The organism is Rhodococcoides fascians A44A (genome assembly GCF_000760735.1).
In the GTDB taxonomy this organism is placed as follows: domain Bacteria; phylum Actinomycetota; class Actinomycetes; order Mycobacteriales; family Mycobacteriaceae; genus Rhodococcoides; species Rhodococcoides fascians_E.
This window is the reverse complement of the sequence record NZ_JMEX01000008.1, coordinates 1,872,095-1,887,007: the sequence shown is the minus strand read 5'-3', so window position 1 is coordinate 1,887,007 and position 14,913 is coordinate 1,872,095. Positions and strand designations below refer to the sequence as shown.

15 protein-coding genes are annotated in these 14,913 nt (G+C 65.3%); 11 read left to right on the top strand and 4 right to left on the bottom strand.

The features are described from left to right. Positions 1-78 precede the first annotated feature (78 nt). Complete coding sequence (locus tag BH95_RS21245) at positions 79-1,173, top strand: S1C family serine protease (protein WP_037183944.1); 1,095 nt, start codon at positions 79-81, stop codon at positions 1,171-1,173. Between the two features lie 16 nt (positions 1,174-1,189). Here the strand turns inward: BH95_RS21245 and BH95_RS21240 are convergent, their stop codons facing one another. Both BH95_RS21240 and BH95_RS21235 read right to left on the bottom strand, forming a co-directional pair. Then, positions 1,190-1,570, bottom strand: a complete 381-nt coding sequence (locus BH95_RS21240) for a VOC family protein (protein ID WP_020110364.1) — start codon at positions 1,568-1,570, stop codon at positions 1,190-1,192. 47 nt (positions 1,571-1,617) lie between these two features. Then, positions 1,618-2,802: a thiolase family protein gene (locus BH95_RS21235; RefSeq protein WP_037183938.1), complete on the bottom strand. Its 1,185-nt coding sequence runs from the start codon at positions 2,800-2,802 to the stop codon at positions 1,618-1,620. A 110-nt stretch (positions 2,803-2,912) separates the two neighbouring features. Here BH95_RS21235 and BH95_RS21230 point away from each other — a divergent pair, with 110 nt between their 5' ends. The 5 genes from BH95_RS21230 to BH95_RS21210 are packed head-to-tail and all read left to right on the top strand — an operon-like array spanning position 2,913 to position 6,384. Continuing rightward, positions 2,913-3,893: an LLM class F420-dependent oxidoreductase gene (locus BH95_RS21230; protein WP_026347813.1), complete on the top strand. Its 981-nt coding sequence runs from the start codon at positions 2,913-2,915 to the stop codon at positions 3,891-3,893. 38 nt (positions 3,894-3,931) lie between these two features. Then, positions 3,932-4,555: an AIM24 family protein gene (locus BH95_RS21225; RefSeq protein ID WP_371828326.1), complete on the top strand. Its 624-nt coding sequence runs from the start codon at positions 3,932-3,934 to the stop codon at positions 4,553-4,555. Between the two features lies 1 nt (position 4,556). Next, positions 4,557-5,234 (top strand): AIM24 family protein, encoded by a 678-nt coding sequence (locus BH95_RS21220; RefSeq protein WP_020110367.1) that lies wholly within the window; start codon positions 4,557-4,559, stop codon positions 5,232-5,234. An 8-nt stretch (positions 5,235-5,242) separates the two neighbouring features. Beyond that, positions 5,243-5,986, top strand: coding sequence for an AIM24 family protein (locus BH95_RS21215; protein ID WP_019665266.1), 744 nt, complete (start codon positions 5,243-5,245; stop codon positions 5,984-5,986). Between the two features lie 26 nt (positions 5,987-6,012). Then, positions 6,013-6,384 (top strand): hypothetical protein, encoded by a 372-nt coding sequence (locus BH95_RS21210; protein WP_019665265.1) that lies wholly within the window; start codon positions 6,013-6,015, stop codon positions 6,382-6,384. Here the strand turns inward: BH95_RS21210 and BH95_RS21205 are convergent. Then, a complete protein-coding gene (locus tag BH95_RS21205) occupies positions 6,368-7,531 on the bottom strand; it encodes a macrolide family glycosyltransferase (protein WP_037183937.1) in 1,164 nt (387 codons plus the stop codon). The genes BH95_RS21210 and BH95_RS21205 overlap by 17 nt on opposite strands. Before the next feature lie 42 nt (positions 7,532-7,573). Beyond that, entirely contained in the window at positions 7,574-7,885 is a 312-nt protein-coding gene (locus BH95_RS21200; protein WP_033190287.1) for an ArsR/SmtB family transcription factor, read from the bottom strand. Between the two features lie 90 nt (positions 7,886-7,975). Between BH95_RS21200 and BH95_RS21195 the strand changes: the two genes are divergently transcribed. Genes BH95_RS21195 through argG form a run of 5 tightly spaced genes read left to right on the top strand, consistent with a single transcriptional unit; the run spans position 7,976 to position 14,791 of the window. Continuing rightward, entirely contained in the window at positions 7,976-9,241 is a 1,266-nt protein-coding gene (locus BH95_RS21195) for an MFS transporter (RefSeq protein ID WP_037183936.1), read from the top strand. After that, complete coding sequence (locus tag BH95_RS21190; protein WP_019665261.1) at positions 9,238-9,825, top strand: GNAT family N-acetyltransferase; 588 nt, start codon at positions 9,238-9,240, stop codon at positions 9,823-9,825. Before BH95_RS21195 ends, BH95_RS21190 begins: the two co-directional genes overlap by 4 nt. 39 nt (positions 9,826-9,864) lie before the next feature. Beyond that, positions 9,865-12,240 (top strand): lysylphosphatidylglycerol synthase transmembrane domain-containing protein, encoded by a 2,376-nt coding sequence (locus BH95_RS21185; protein WP_037183930.1) that lies wholly within the window; start codon positions 9,865-9,867, stop codon positions 12,238-12,240. Position 12,241: 1 nt separating this feature from the next. Next, positions 12,242-13,354 (top strand): DNA alkylation repair protein, encoded by a 1,113-nt coding sequence (locus BH95_RS21180; protein WP_037183929.1) that lies wholly within the window; start codon positions 12,242-12,244, stop codon positions 13,352-13,354. Positions 13,355-13,375: 21 nt separating this feature from the next. Further along, positions 13,376-14,791, top strand: coding sequence for an argininosuccinate synthase (gene argG / locus BH95_RS21175; RefSeq protein ID WP_033190284.1), 1,416 nt, complete (start codon positions 13,376-13,378; stop codon positions 14,789-14,791). Positions 14,792-14,913 lie beyond the last annotated feature (122 nt).

Sequence of the window (14,913 nt, the reverse complement as noted above, 5' to 3'; positions counted from 1 at the left end):
CGCAGAAAGAGTGCTAGGTCTGTAAGAGGTGTGCCAGGCCGCCGCATTTTCGTCGACGGGCGGCCATAATCGGAGGCTATGCAGGCAGCTGGTCGGGCGGTGACCGTGGTGGTGCTGACGCTCGCGGCGACGGCGCTGGCACCCCAGCTGGCGCCGGGTGGGTTCGACGCTGTTCAGCCTCCGGTTGCGTTGCCTCCGGCACCACCACCAGCGCCCGCGGGGCCCCCGCTCACACCGGAGCAGTTGTCCGCCCGCGTGGATCCGACGGTGGTCACGATCTCCGCCGAGTTCGGCACGTACGGAGTGGCCGGAACGGGATTCGTCGTCGGCGCGGACGGGTTGGTTCTGACGAACTTCCACGTCGTCGAACAGGCGACGGATGTGACTGCCGTGCACATGGGCAACGGCCTGATCTACGACGCGTCGGTGCTGGGCTACGACAAGTCCCGTGACCTTGCGGTGCTGGAGTTGGCGACCGCGTCGGATCTCCCGCCGGCGCCCATCGGGTCCTCGGCGGACCTCGCGGTCGGTGACGCGGTCACAGCCGTCGGGAATGCGGCAGGCGGCGGAGTTCTCGTCCCGGCGCCGGGGAAAATCGTCGCACTGGATCGGGTTGTCACCGCGCAGAACTCGGTCGACGGAACCAGCAACGAGCTGACCGGGATGATTCAGATCGACGCCGACGTTCGCGCCGGCGACTCGGGCGGACCGCTTGTCGACGCATGGGGAGACGTCATCGGAGTGGACGCGGCCGGGCTCTCGGACGACGCCAGAGCCACGCAAGCTCCGGAGGCGTACGCCATCCCGATCGACGACGCCATGGCCGTCGTCGAACAGGTGCGGACCGGACGCTCGGGTGGGACTGTCCACGTCGGCCCGACGCCGTATCTCGGGGTGTCGATCCGGGACGTGTCGGCTTTCCGTTCGGCGGGCCCGTCGCAGGGAGCTGCGGTGACGTCTGTTCGGAACGACTCTCCCGCAATGAGAACCGGCCTGGCCGACGGCGATGTGATCGTCTCCGTCGACGGCAGACCTGTTCGATCCTCGAAGGACATGTCGGCGGAGATGATCGGGCGCAGGCCGGGGGAGACGATGCGTCTCGAGTGGGTGACCGAGCAGGGTATTCGTCAGGAGCAACCCGTGACGCTCGAGCTGGGAACTCCCACCGCCTGATTCGCACCCGCAATGTTCACGCCTGCAACACGGACAGGATGTTGCCGGACGGGTCGGTGAACCAGGCGATCAGCGGTCCGCCGTGGCGGAAGATCCCCTTCTCGTCGGTTCCCATGTCCGGATACTGCTGAAAGACAACTCCTTCGGCCGTCAACGCGTCGACGGCGGCGTCGATGTCCGCGACCGGAAAGTTGAGAATGGTGTACGGCGCGGGTTCGTGCCGCTCCCGCGGGTAGATCAGAATCTCGACGGCGTCGCTCAGGCGAAGGTGGAGCATGCCCATCTCACCTGTCTCGACGGTCAGCCCGAGCGTGTCCGCGTAGAACGCTCGGGCCGCCTCCATGTCGTCGACGGCGAATCCGGAGAACGGTGGTCCTGTGAGTTCGAGTGTCGGCATGGTCCGATTGTTCACCCGATGCACGTGTTCTGCAGCGAAAACCTGCTTCAGACCCGTTCCAGAACCGTCGCGTTCGCGAGCCCGCCTGCTTCGCACATCGTCTGCAGACCGAATCTGGCATCGTTCTGCTCCATGGCGTTGACCAACGTCGTCATGATTCGTGCTCCGCTTGCCCCGAGTGGGTGGCCGATCGCGATGGCTCCGCCGTTGACGTTCACCCGGGACGAGTCTGCACCGGTTTCCTTCTGCCATGCCAGAACCACCGAAGCGAAGGCCTCGTTCACCTCGAACAGATCGATGTCGGCCAGGCCCAGGCCCGCCCGCTTCAACACCTTCTCGGTCGCTGGAATGACGCCGGTGAGCATGTACAACGGATCGGATCCGACGACAGCGACGCTGTGCAGGCGCGCGAGAGGCTTCAACCCCAAGCGCGTGGCGATCTCGCTCGTCGTGATCAGCAAAGCGGCGCTGCCGTCGCTGAGCGGACTACTGTTCCCGGCGGTGACGGACCAGTCGATCTGCGGGAAGCGTTCACCTACTGCATCATCGACGAATGCCGACCGTAGAGCAGCCATCGATTCCAGCGTTCCGCCGCTACGGATGATCTCGTCGTGATCCAACTCCGCCAGGGGTGCCAATTCTTTCGAAAACCTGCCTCCGGTGGCGGCGGCGTAGGCCTTGGCATGACTGTTCAATGCGAACTCGTCCTGAGCGGTCCGGTCGAATCCCCACTTCGCTGCGATCAGCTCGGCGCTGTGACCCTGCGCCACAAGCCCTTCGGCGTATCGTTCGCTGAAGCCGATCCCTCGCGGATCGGAACCCGGCCTGACGTTGGAACCCATCGGCACACGTCCCATGGATTCGACGCCGGCAGCAACGACGATGTCGTACGCACCGGACATGACACCCTGCGCGGCGAAATGCACTGCCTGCTGGCTGCTTCCACATTGGCGGTCCACCGTGGTGCCGGGCACGGACTCGGGGTAACCGGCAGCCAGCAATGCCGTCCGAGCGATGTTGAAGGCTTGTTCGTCCACCTGCGTGACCGCCCCGGTGATGACGTCGTCGATCATCGCCGGGTCGATCCCGCTTCGTTCGACGACGGCCCGGAGGCTGTGCGCCAGCAGATCGGCTGGATGTACACCGTGCAGCGCCCCGCTGGCCTTGCCTTTACCGACCGGAGTACGGACCGCCTCGACGATGACTGCGTCGCGGCCGAATGTGTGTGACATGGCAAGACCCCTTCGACTGGCTTTGGTTTACCCTAGCTAGCCTGACTATATCTTTGCATAGTCAACTCGTCCAGGTGGCATACGTCACCGACGGGAGTAGCGTTCAGTACGTGACTATTCGTCTCGGTTACCAGATGCCCAATTTCAGCTACGAAGGTTCCGTCAAGGAACTGTTCCCCACGGTCATCGCGCAGGCGCGCGAGGCAGAAGCCGCGGGATTCGACACCGCGTTCGTCATGGACCACTTCTACCAACTCCCCGGAATCGGCAAGCCGGACGAGCCGATGCTCGAGGCGTACTCCGCCCTCTCGGGGCTGGCCAGTGCCACGGAGACCATCCAGCTGTCGGCCCTCGTCACCGGCAACACCTACCGGAACCCGGCAATACTCGCCAAGACCGTCACCACGCTCGACGTCGTCAGCGGCGGACGCGCGATCCTCGGCATCGGTGCGGGCTGGTTCGAACTGGAGCACACCAGCTTCGGGCTCGAGTTCGGCACGTTCACGGACCGTTTCGAGCGTCTCGACGAAGCCCTCCAGATCATCGAACCCATGCTTCGCGGTCAGCGACCGACGTTCGACGGCCTCTGGTACCAGGTCGAGAACGCGATCAACGAGCCTCGCATCCGCGACGATCTGCCCATCATGCTCGGCGGCGGCGGCGAGAAGAAGACGTTCGGTCTCGCGGCGCAGTTCGCGGATCACCTCAACATCATCTGCAACGCAAGCGAATTGCCGCGCAAGGTCGCAGCCGTCGAAGCGCGCTGCGAAGAGGTGGACCGCGATCCCAAGGATCTCGAAACCAGCTTCCTCGCGTTCGTCATCATCGACGAGGACGGCGACAAGGCAGTGAAGCTGAGGAACGACTACCTGCTCTCCACCGGCGTCGACGTGTCCAACCTGTCCGACGACGATGCCGCGGCCGCCACCGATCGCATCTTCTGCGGCACTCCCGACGACATCGCCGGGCAGATCCAGAAGCGCGTTCTCGACCACGGTATCGACGGAATCATCATCAATCTGGTCACCAATGGACACGAGCCCGGCGTCGTCGAACTTGCAGGTAAAACCCTGAAGCCGCTCGTCGGGTAAAGCTGGCACGGGGGAACTGCGCGTGGCATAGTTCCCCCGTGGCTCAGCTGACTTTGAACGGGCACCGAGTGCTCGTCGCGAATCTGAACGGTGACTCGCTGCGCGCGATCACCGGATCGATGGTCGCGTACGAGGGCGACGTCGCCTTCAAGAACGCCGGAATGGGCGGTGGTGGAGGTCTGCGCGCTGCGCTCAAGCAGAAGGTGACGGGCGAATCCCTCTCTCTGATGGAGGTTTCCGGTAAAGGCACCGTCTATTTTGCCGTCGACGCCCAGGACGTCACCATCGTCGACATCTCCGGTGACTCCATGCACGTCGAAGCGTCGCAGCTACTGGCTCTCACCGGTCAGCTGAAGACCGAGGTCAAGTTCTCCGGCCTCCGCGGAGCGTCGTCGGGCCAAGGACTGTTCACGACGGTGGTCAGCGGAAGCGGCCAGGTCGCACTGCTGTCGGCGGGCGGGCCGCTCATCGCGCTGGCCGTCGACCCGCAGTACCCGCTCGTCGTCGATCCCGACGCGTTCGTCGCCCACCGCGGGCAGCTGAACCAGAGCTTCGTGACGGACGTGACCTGGCGATCCGCCATCGGAGGCGGCAGCGGCGAAGCCTTCTCGCTGCGTTTCGACGGCCACGGCGTCGTCTACATCCAGCCCGAGGAGCGCTGACATGCCGCTGGAACTCGTCAACAGCAAAGTCGTCAAGTCGACCCTCGCACCGGGCCAGAACGTGTTGGCGCGCAAGGGTTCCATGCTCTACTACACCGGCGACGTCCATTTCATCCCGCACTCGATGGGTGGATCGGCGGGTGCCATGCCGTCCATGGGTGGCGTGGCGGGGATGGCGGGGAGGATGATGTCCGGCGAGCACGTCGCGATGATGGCGGCCGAAGGCCAGGGTGAGGTCTTCTACGGCCACGCGGGCCTGTACGTCGAAGTGATCCACCTCGACGGGTCGTCGATGCTGACCGTCGAAGCCGATCGACTGCTGGTGCACGACGGTTACCTCCAGAGCTCGATCGTCGCGCTCACCTCTCAGGGTGGTGTGCGCGGAGCAGTTCGAGGAGCGATGACCGGCCAGGGATTGTTCACCACGCAGCTGACCGGGCAGGGCAGCGTTGCCGTTCTGTCTCACGGCGGGGCCATTCCACTGCAGGTCGGGCCGGAGCACCCCCAGGTGGTGGTCGATCCCCAGGCGTACGTCTGTCACATCGGCAACATCGATGTCGACATCTCCGCCAACGTCGGATGGCGTGACGCAGTCGGTAAAGGCAGCGGCGAGGCCATCCAGTTGAAGATGACGGGCTTCGGGACCGTCTGGGTCCAGGCCTCCGAGCAGAAGTTCTAGGAGCTGACATGAGCCTCGAGATCCACACCCCACACACGCTCCCGGTCAACGACAACGTCCCCGGCAACGACTATGCCTTCTGCGTCGAACTCGCCGGCCAGCCCTGGTTCACTTCGAAGGGCGCAATGATCGCCTATTACGGCAACGTGCGCTTCGAGCCGCTCGGCCAGACGTCGATGCCTGCCATCGTCGCCGCGCGATTCTCCTCGCCGCTGTACTCGAACGACTGGGTGCTCGCACAGGGTCAGGGCAAGCTGATCCTCGGCGACCGCGGCTTCAACATCAACTCCTACGACCTCGACAACGGCAATCTGACCATCCGGGCGTCGAACCTTCTTGCGTTCGAGCCGACCCTCGATCTGAAGCAGTCGATCGTTCCTGGATTCCTGACCTTGCTGGGTACCGGCAAGTTCCTGGCGTCGTCGAACGGGCAGGTCATGTTCGCCGAACCTCCACTGCGCATCGACCCGGAAGCACTCGTCGGATGGGCCGACTGCCCGTCGCCATCGCATCACTTCGACGCAGGCTGGATGCAGAACTTTCTGGGCGCAGCGCGCGGATTCCTCGGCGCGAACAGTGGTGAAGAACGCCAGTTCGACTTCACCGGCGCAGGCACCGTGCTGATCCAGTCCAGCGAAAAGGTCCTCGACGACGGTCACCTGCTGCGCCACATCGAGTCGCAGACCGTCACCCTCGGTCAGAACAGTCTCCGGGCCCTGCACAACACGATCGGTGCACGGCTTCAGCAGTAACTCCGCAGCAGGCGCACACTGGAGACATGACCAACAACGGACCGTTCAACATCGACCCCGAAGACTTCGATCGTTTCGCCAAGGAAGCGAGCGACGGACTGCGTGACGTCGTCGGCCAGGTCGGCAAGATCATCGGCCAATCCGGTGCGATCGGGCCATGGGGTGCATTCTTCGGTGAGGCGGCAGCGCCGACGAGGAAGTCCGCTCCGGAGCCAGAGACCACCGGCGACAAAGGCGACGGCGTCTGGACCATCTACACCGTCTCCGACGACGGTGCTGCCATCGACCAGGTGTTCGCCACCGAACTCGACGCTCTGCGAGCACACAAGGACAACACCGACCCGACGCGCAAGGTTCGGTTCTTGCCGTACGGAATGAGTGTCAGCGCGCTGGACTAGACCTCTCGACCGCATCGGCCGCCTTGGCGATTCCGCCGTGCGCGCGGACCTCGGCACCGATCTCGATCAAGCGTGCGCGTACCTCGGGTGATACGGCAACCGATTCGACGGCCTTGCGCAGCGATTCCACCGTCACCTCGTCGTTCTGGAGCTGGACGCCGACGCCGAGTTCCTCGAGCAATGACGCATTTCCGAACTGATCCACCGCCTGCGGGATGGCGACCGTGGGGACCTCGAACCACAGTGCCTCGGTGCAGCCGCCCATTCCTGCGTGGGTGACGAACACCGACGCGGCACGCAGGACCGTGAGCTGCGGAACGCGCGCATGGATCTCGATGTTCGACGGCACGTCTCCTAATTCCGCTGCGCCGACACGGTTTCCGATGGAGATCACCACGTGCCAGTCCGTTCCGCCGAACGCCTCGATGCAAGTGCGGTAGAACTCCGGCCGCTCGTTGAACCCGGTACCGAACGAGATGTAGAGAACGCGTGCACTCGGGGCCGTCCAGCCTGTCTCGGCAAGACGCCCGGCATCGAGACACGGGCCGACGAATTGCACCCGGTCCGGTACCCGGTCCGCATTGGGCTGCATCGCACGCGGAATCAGCGACAGAACGTGTTCGGGATGGGAGATCCAGTCCCAGGCGTCGACGTGAATATCGTTGTCGGTGAGCCATGTCGAGTACGCGGCGTGGTACTTCTGCCCCGTCTCGGATGCTCGTAGTGGACCGAGCATCTCGGACAGATCGTCCTCGTATCCATCCCATGCGACCATCGCGGGTGAGAGTTGGACGGCCTTGACGTCGTAGCGACGACCCAACACCGGTGCCGCCAGACCGCCGATGTCGTACAGGAACAGATTCGGGCGGTCCTCGTCGTAGAACGCCGCCAATCCGGCGAAGGATTCCAGCGCCTCGTCCAGGAACACGTGCATCGCCGACGCCGGGTCGTCCGGCCAGTCGTCCTCACCCTGCGGGAGGATGGAGGAGAACGAAACCACCTCCACCCCAAGGGGTTCGACCAGCCCGGCCAGCTGTTCACCGACGGCGTACGTGACCCGATGCCCGCGGCGCACCAACTCGGCGATCAGGCCGCGAGAAGGGTAGATGTGGCTCGGCGCCGTCGTGCCGATCATCGCGATGTGCATGTCGACGACGCTAACGCGTGCTCTCGCGCGGTGCTACCCGATTTACGGCGACTCGTTGGCGATGAGGTCCAGCAGGCCGGGGAACCGCTCGTTCAGTTCCGGCCTGCGCAGCGTGACCTTGCGACTGTTGCCCCGATCGACCTGGAACACCAACCCGGATTCGCGCAGAACCCGAAAATGATGCGTCAGAGTCGATTTGGTGACGCCCAACTCGAACGACATACACGTTCGCTCGGCACCGTCGTCGTCGCCGACCAGCTCGGTGATCACCTTCCTCCGCAACGGATCTGCCAACGCGGACATGACTTTGCCCAGTTCCATCTCCGACACCTCGGGGTGCCCGTTCTCGTCCATGGTCCCACTTCCTAGTTAATAGGTACGCCTTGCGTCGTACCTATGTTTCTGCTTGTCTGGTACGGCAATCATCGTACCTAGGGGGAGCCGATGCAATCCAAGAACACTCTGGTCGTCGTTCTCGCGGCGCAATTCGTCGTACCCATGTCGATCGCGGGAACGGCCATCGCACTACCGGACATCGCGCGCGACCTCGGCGACGCCCCCGCTCCGCTGCACTGGGTCGTCAACGGGTTCAACCTCGCATTCGCGCTGTTCACGGTCGTGTGGGGCGCAGTGTCGGACCGCATCGGGCACCACATCTCGTTTCGGCTCGGTGTCGCGCTGACCGGCCTGGCCGGCATCGTGAGTGCCGCCGCTCCCTCGGTGGAGATCCTCGACGCCGCCCGGGTTCTCGCCGGAATCGGCGCCGCGGCTGTGCTCGTCGGATCGACATCGATCCTGTCGCATCTCTACACCGGTGCCGACCGCGCAACGGCTTTCGCCGCGTTCGGCACAGTCAACGGGCTCGGACTTGCGCTCGGCCCCACGATCTCCGGCTTCCTCGTCGGCGGAATCGGCTGGCGAGGAGTCTTTCTCGCGCAGGCAGCGGTGTTGATCGTCGCGCTGGCGGGGACAGTCGTACTGCCGCGCGTCCGGCCCGAACGCGTGGGCTCGGCCCCTATTCTCGACGTCGGCCTCCTACGCAACCGCACCTTCCTCGGCCTGTGCCTGGTGCCCGTCGCGGGCGCGATCGGATTCGTCACCCTCCTGACCTACCTGCCGAATGCACTCAGCGGCATCACATCGATGGATCCGACGTCCGCGGGCCTGTTCATGCTGACGATGACGGTCCCCGTTCTGCTCGCACCTGCCGTCGTGGCCAAGCTGATCACGACGGGGTCGGTCACGCCGAAGACGGTCATCGGCGTCAGTCTCGCCGCTCTCGTTCTGGGCGATCTCGGGATGCTCGCGCTGCGGCCCGACGCTTCCCTGTGGTGGATCGTGGTGCCGATGGTGGCCGTCGGCCTGGGATTCGGTCTACCCATCGGTTTGGTCGACGGAGAAGCTCTCGCGGCGGTTCCCCCGGAGCAGACCGGCACGGCTGCGGGCGTCCTCAACCTGTTCCGCATCGGCGGCGAGGCTCTGCTCGTCGCCGGCTATGCGTGGACGCTCACCGCGTTCGTCACGGCCTCGATGCCCGACAACCCCGTCGCCGACGCCACCGCGGCCGGGATTCCCGGCCATCCGCACGAGTACGCGGCGGCATTCCACGATGTCGTGGTCGTCCTTGCGCTGCTGGTCGCGGTGACAGCCGCTGCGGTCGTGCTGCTCACCCGCTCGCGCAAGCGCACTGACGTATCGTCGGCCGCGTGACTTTCCTGCAGCCGGTGACGTTGACCAACGACGTCGTGACGCTCGAACCGCTGAGCCACGACCACCTCGAAGGACTTTCCGACGCCGTTCGCGACGGTGAACTCTGGAACCTCTGGTACACCTCGGTGCCGAGGCCTGAGAACATGGCCGCCGAGATCGATCGGCGACTCGGCCTGCTCGACGCCCAGTCGATGCTGCCGTTCACCGTGCGCCGTAACGACACGGGGCAGATCATCGGCATGACGACGTACATGAATGCCGACGCCGCGAACCGCCGACTGGAGATCGGGTCCACCTGGAACGCCACCTCCGCTCAGCGCAGCGGAACCAACACCGCGAGCAAATTGCTGCTGCTCACTCATGCGTTCGAGGAAATGCACTGCATCGCAGTCGAATTCCGTACCCATTGGATGAACCTGCAATCACGCACCGCCATCGCACGGCTCGGCGCCAAGCAGGACGGCATCCTGCGTAACCACCAACGCATGCCCGACGGCTCCCTGCGCGACACCGTCGTGTTCTCCATCGTCGAGTCCGAATGGCCCGCTGTTCGTAACGAGCTGGTGCGTCGACTGGCGCGGTAGTCGGCCGGTCGGCGGCACCGCCACGGTAAGTTGGCGCACGTGCGAGTCGACGGGCGGGACATTCCGGTCACCGGGAGTCTGTTGCAACCGCTCGTCCGACGGACAAGCGACATCCTGCGTGTGGTGCTGTCCGTGCTGCTGCTCGCGACGGTCATCGCGGGCTCGCTCATCACCCGTAATCAGTGGGACGCCCTCGAGATGTCGGTGTCGAACATCCTGGGTGTACTGAGCCCCGATCAGTCGAATCTGGTCTACCTTCTGTACGGCGTCGCGATTCTGGCACTGCCCTTCGGCATCCTCATCGGGTTGATCGCCGGACGGAAATGGAAGCTCCTCGCGGGGTATGCGGCGGCAGGACTCATCGCAGGCCTGTCCCTGTCCATCACCGGGACCGGTATCTCGACCCCGGACTGGCACCTCGACGTGCCGGATCGTCTCGACACCTTCCTGTCCCAGTTCCTCGACGACTCCCGTTGGATCGCGATGCTGGCTGCCGTCCTCACGGTGTCCGGCCCGTGGCTACCCGCGCGGTGGCGTCGGGTGTGGTGGTTCCTGCTGCTCGCCTTCGTGCCGATCCACCTGTTCGTCAGTACCGTCGTGCCGGCTCGGTCGATTCTCGGCCTGTCCGTCGGGTGGTTGGTCGGCGCTCTGATCGTTCTCGTCGTCGGCACGCCTGCGCTCGAGGTTCCGCTCGACGCCGCCGTCCGGCTCCTCGCCAAACGCGGTCACACCGTCATCTCGCTGGAAGTACTGAAGCCTGCGGGGCCAGGCCCGCTGGTTCTCTCGGCGGCAGCGGAAGGACCGGAGCCCGAGATCATCGTCGAGATGTACGGCCAGAACCAACGTAGCGGGGGAGCCCTCCGGCAGGTGTGGCGATGGCTGTCGTTCCGTAACAGCGAGAGCGCGCCTCTGCACGCGTCGATGCGCCGAGCCGTCGAACACCGCGCACTGATGGGCATCGCCATCGGCGACCTCGGCGTCGCCAGCAGCAGGCCTCTGGCCGTGTCGGCACTCGACCGAGGTTGGGCGTTGTACGCCCACAGCGCACCCCGCGGCGTCCCCGTCGACGAGACCTCACCCGACGAGTTGGCGTCGAGCATCTGGAACGGACTCCAGACACTGCACGAGGTTCAGATCTCCCACGGCGATCTGCGCAGCGCGGAGCTCCGCAACGACGACGGCACGGCCCTGTTCGGCGGGTTCTCCAGCGCCGAGCTGGGCGCATCGGACGCGCAGATGCAGTCCGACGTCGCGCAACTTCTGATCTCGACATCCGCGCTCTTCGGTGAGGAGCGGGCAGTCCGGATCGCCGTCGACACCCTCGGCGAGGACATCGTCGTCACTGCAGCCGGGCGGTTGACCAAGACCGCGATTCCCACGCGCGTGCTCGAGTCCGTCCCCGACGGCAAGGGCATCATGAAGTCGGTACGCGACGAAGTCGTGAAGCAGACCGGCACCGAGAAGATCGCCACCGAGCAGGTCACTCGCTTCACCCGGAACCAGATCATCCAACTGGTCCTGCTGATCGGTCTCGTGTACGTCGCCTACCCGTTCATCAGCGCCGTCCCGACCTTCGTCACCGAGTTGCAGACTGCCAACTGGTGGTGGGCACTGCTCGGACTCGCGGTATCGGCGCTGACGTACGTCGGTGCGGCCGCGGCACTGTGGGCGTGCGCATCCGGACTCGTCAGCTTTCGGAACCTCACGATCATGCAGGTGGCCAACACGTTCGCCGCGACGACGACGCCTGCCGGGGTCGGTGGCCTCGCGCTGAGCGTCCGCTTTCTGCAGAAGGGCGGCCTCGGCGCGGTACGTGCGACCGCCGCTGTGGCACTGCAGCAATCGGTCCAGGTGATCACGCACGTCTCGTTGCTCGTCTTCTTCTCCGTCGCCGCAGGCACATCGGCCGACCTGGCGCACTTCGTACCGGACGCGACGGTGCTCTATCTGATCGCGGGTGTCGTCCTCGGCATCCTCGGCACCGTCCTGTTCGTACCGACGCTTCGGCGCTGGCTGCGCAATGCCGTGCGCCCGCAGCTGAAGGAGGTGTTCGGTGAACTCGGAGATCTGGCCAAGGACCCCACACGATTCGCGATCATCGTCCTCGGCTGTGCGGCAACCACTCTGGGCGCCGCACTGGCCCTGTGGGCGAGCGTGGAAGCGTTCGGCGGCGGCACCACGTTCGTCACCGTCACCGTCGTGACGATGATCGGCGGAACCCTCGCATCGGCAGCGCCCACACCCGGTGGCGTCGGCGCCGTGGAGGCCGCCCTGATCGGCGGGCTCGCGGCGTTCGGACTCCCCGCGAGCGTCGCTGTCCCGTCGGTGCTGCTCTATCGCGTGCTCACGTGTTGGCTGCCGGTCTTCTGTGGGTGGCCGACTCTCCGATGGCTGACGAACAAGGACATGGTGTGACATGCCCACTGCCGACGAACTCCTCGGCGCCGGAGTCGTTACCGAATTGGTCCGGCACCTCGGCGGGCGAATGCCCGCGACACTGGCCACCACCAGGGACTTCGACGGACTGAGCCTGAGCGACCGTGCCCGCGTCGTCCGGGACGCCCTGCTCGCGGAACTGCCGGCGGCCTACGCGCCGTTCGAGAAGAAGATCCGCACTGCGCTGAAGAAGAGCACCTTCACCGGATGGATGATCTGGCCCGTCACCGAGGCCGTCGCCGTCAGGGCAACCACTTCCGGCAAGCCCGGCCCGGAAGGAGAGGCACCGACAACGGCGGACACCGCCACGTTCGATTCCGGCTTGGCGCTCCTCGCCGACCTCACCCCGCGTCTGACGTCCGAGTTCGCCGTCAGGACCTTCATGGACGCGAACCTGGACCGCACGCTCCAGGCCGCCCTCACGTGGACCTCACACGAGGACGAGCATGTCCGCCGACTCGCCACCGAGGGCACCCGTCCGTTCCTGCCGTGGGCAAGGAGAGTCAAGGCACTCACCGCCCGGCCCGACGCGACCGTCCCGATCCTGGACGCGCTGTACCGCGACGAGTCCGAGTACGTGCGTCGATCGGTAGCCAACCACCTGAACGATCTGAGCCGCACGGACCCGACGCTCGTCGTCACGACCGCACGCCGCTGGACCGAGGCGCCGGACGACAACACCCCGAGACTCGTTCGGCACGCGCTGCGCACCCTGGTCAAGAAGGGCGATCCCGACGCCTTGGCGCTGCTCGGTTTCGCGCCGCCCGACGGCGTCACGGTGCACGACCTGACGGTGACCCCGACGAACGTGGTCAGCGGCGGCGAGCTGACGTTCCGGTTCGAGCTCGCGTCGACGTCGGAGCAGGCGGTCGCTGTCGACTACGTCCTTCACCATGTTCGAGCGAACGGCACACGCAGCCCCAAGGTCTTCAAATTGACCACACGGACGCTCGCACCCGGCTCGCCCGCGGTTCTCACGCGGTCACATTCGTTCCGGCCCATCAGCACTCGCCGGTACTACCCCGGTGAACATGTGCTCGAGATTCAGGTGAACGGTTCGACCCTCGCTCGTACCGTTTTCAACCTGGGCTGATCGAGCAGATACCATGCTCGCGTGACGAAGGTACTGCATGAACTTCCCGTCGGTGAGCGCATCGGCATCGCATTCTCCGGCGGCCTGGACACGTCCGTTGCCGTGGCGTGGATGCGTGAACACGGCGCTGTCCCGTACGCGTACACCGCCGACATCGGCCAGTACGACGAACCGGATCTGTCCGACGTTCCCGCCCGTGGCCGCGCCTACGGTGCCGAGCAGGCTCGCCTCGTCGACTGCCGCGAACCGCTGGTGGAAGAGGGATTGGCCGCGCTGACGTGCGGCGCCTTCCACATTCGTTCGTCGGGGCAGACCTACTTCAACACCACACCCCTCGGCCGCGCCGTCACCGGCACTCTGTTGGTCCGCGCGATGCAGGAGGACGGCGTCTCCATCTGGGGCGACGGTTCCACCTACAAGGGCAACGACATCGAGCGGTTCTACCGCTACGGTCTGCTCGCCAACCCGGAACTGCGGATCTACAAGCCGTGGCTGGACAAGGCGTTCGTGACCGAGCTGGGTGGCCGTCAGGAAATGTCGGTCTGGCTCACCGAGCACAACCTGCCCTACCGCGACTCCGCGGAGAAGGCGTACTCCACCGACGCCAACATCTGGGGCGCGACGCACGAGGCCAAGAGCCTCGAATACCTCGACACGTCGCTCGAGATCGTCAACCCCATCATGGGTGTCCGCTTCTGGGACCCCGAGGTCGCCATCGACACCGAGGACGTCACGGTCGAGTTCGAGCGTGGCCGTCCCGTCGCGATCAACGGCAAGCGCTTCGACAGTGCCGTCGACCTGGTGATGGAAGCGAACACCATCGGCGGACGTCACGGTCTCGGCATGTCCGATCAGATCGAGAACCGCATCATCGAAGCCAAGAGTCGTGGCATCTACGAGGCACCGGGCATGGCGCTGCTGCACATCACCTACGAGCGCCTGATCAACGCGGTCCACAACGAGGACACCGTCGCGTCGTACCACAACGAGGGCCGTCGACTCGGTCGGTTGCTGTACGAGGGCCGCTGGTTCGACCCGCAGGCCCTGATGCTGCGCGAAGGCCTGCAGCGGTGGGTCGGCAACGTCGTCAGCGGAAGCGTCACCGTACGTCTGCGCCGCGGCCAGGACTTCACGATCCTCGATACCCAGGGATCGAACTTCAGCTACCACCCCGAGAAGCTGTCGATGGAGCGCGCGAAGGACCAGGCGTTCTTCCCCGGTGATCGCATCGGTCAGCTGACCATGCGCAACCTCGACATCGCGGACTCGCGCAGCAAGCTCGAGCAGTACGCCTCCCAGCATCAGGTCACGGCGTTCGAGGATCTCGTCGGTCAGGTTCCCGCCGGTGGGGCAGCAGCCATTTCCGCGGGCGGAAACTCCGACCAGGTCAATTCGGACGCCCTCGACCACGCCGCCATCGAGTCCGGTACCGACTGACGTCCGACTGCCCGAAACCCCGTCGCATAACCTGATCGCTGGTACGGTTCGACCAGGTCGATTCGACGGGGTGGGGGCCCTCGAAGTACAGGGAGTGCGCCTGCCTCGCTCGACGCAGGCTC

Excerpts from the sequence above, each read along its gene's own strand:
- BH95_RS21240 (WP_020110364.1), bottom strand. The coding sequence starts at position 1,570 with ATGCCGACACTCGAACTCACAGGACCACCGTTCTCCGGATTCGCCGTC.
- BH95_RS21215 (WP_019665266.1), top strand. The coding sequence starts at position 5,243 with ATGAGCCTCGAGATCCACACCCCACACACGCTCCCGGTCAACGACAAC.
- BH95_RS21220 (WP_020110367.1), top strand. The coding sequence starts at position 4,557 with ATGCCGCTGGAACTCGTCAACAGCAAAGTCGTCAAGTCGACCCTCGCA.
- BH95_RS21195 (WP_037183936.1), top strand. The coding sequence starts at position 7,976 with ATGCAATCCAAGAACACTCTGGTCGTCGTTCTCGCGGCGCAATTCGTC.
- BH95_RS21200 (WP_033190287.1), bottom strand. The coding sequence starts at position 7,885 with ATGGACGAGAACGGGCACCCCGAGGTGTCGGAGATGGAACTGGGCAAA.
- BH95_RS21235 (WP_037183938.1), bottom strand. The coding sequence starts at position 2,802 with ATGTCACACACATTCGGCCGCGACGCAGTCATCGTCGAGGCGGTCCGT.
- BH95_RS21180 (WP_037183929.1), top strand. The coding sequence starts at position 12,242 with ATGCCCACTGCCGACGAACTCCTCGGCGCCGGAGTCGTTACCGAATTG.
- BH95_RS21245 (WP_037183944.1), top strand. The coding sequence starts at position 79 with ATGCAGGCAGCTGGTCGGGCGGTGACCGTGGTGGTGCTGACGCTCGCG.
- BH95_RS21205 (WP_037183937.1), bottom strand. The coding sequence starts at position 7,531 with ATGCACATCGCGATGATCGGCACGACGGCGCCGAGCCACATCTACCCT.
- BH95_RS21210 (WP_019665265.1), top strand. The coding sequence starts at position 6,013 with ATGACCAACAACGGACCGTTCAACATCGACCCCGAAGACTTCGATCGT.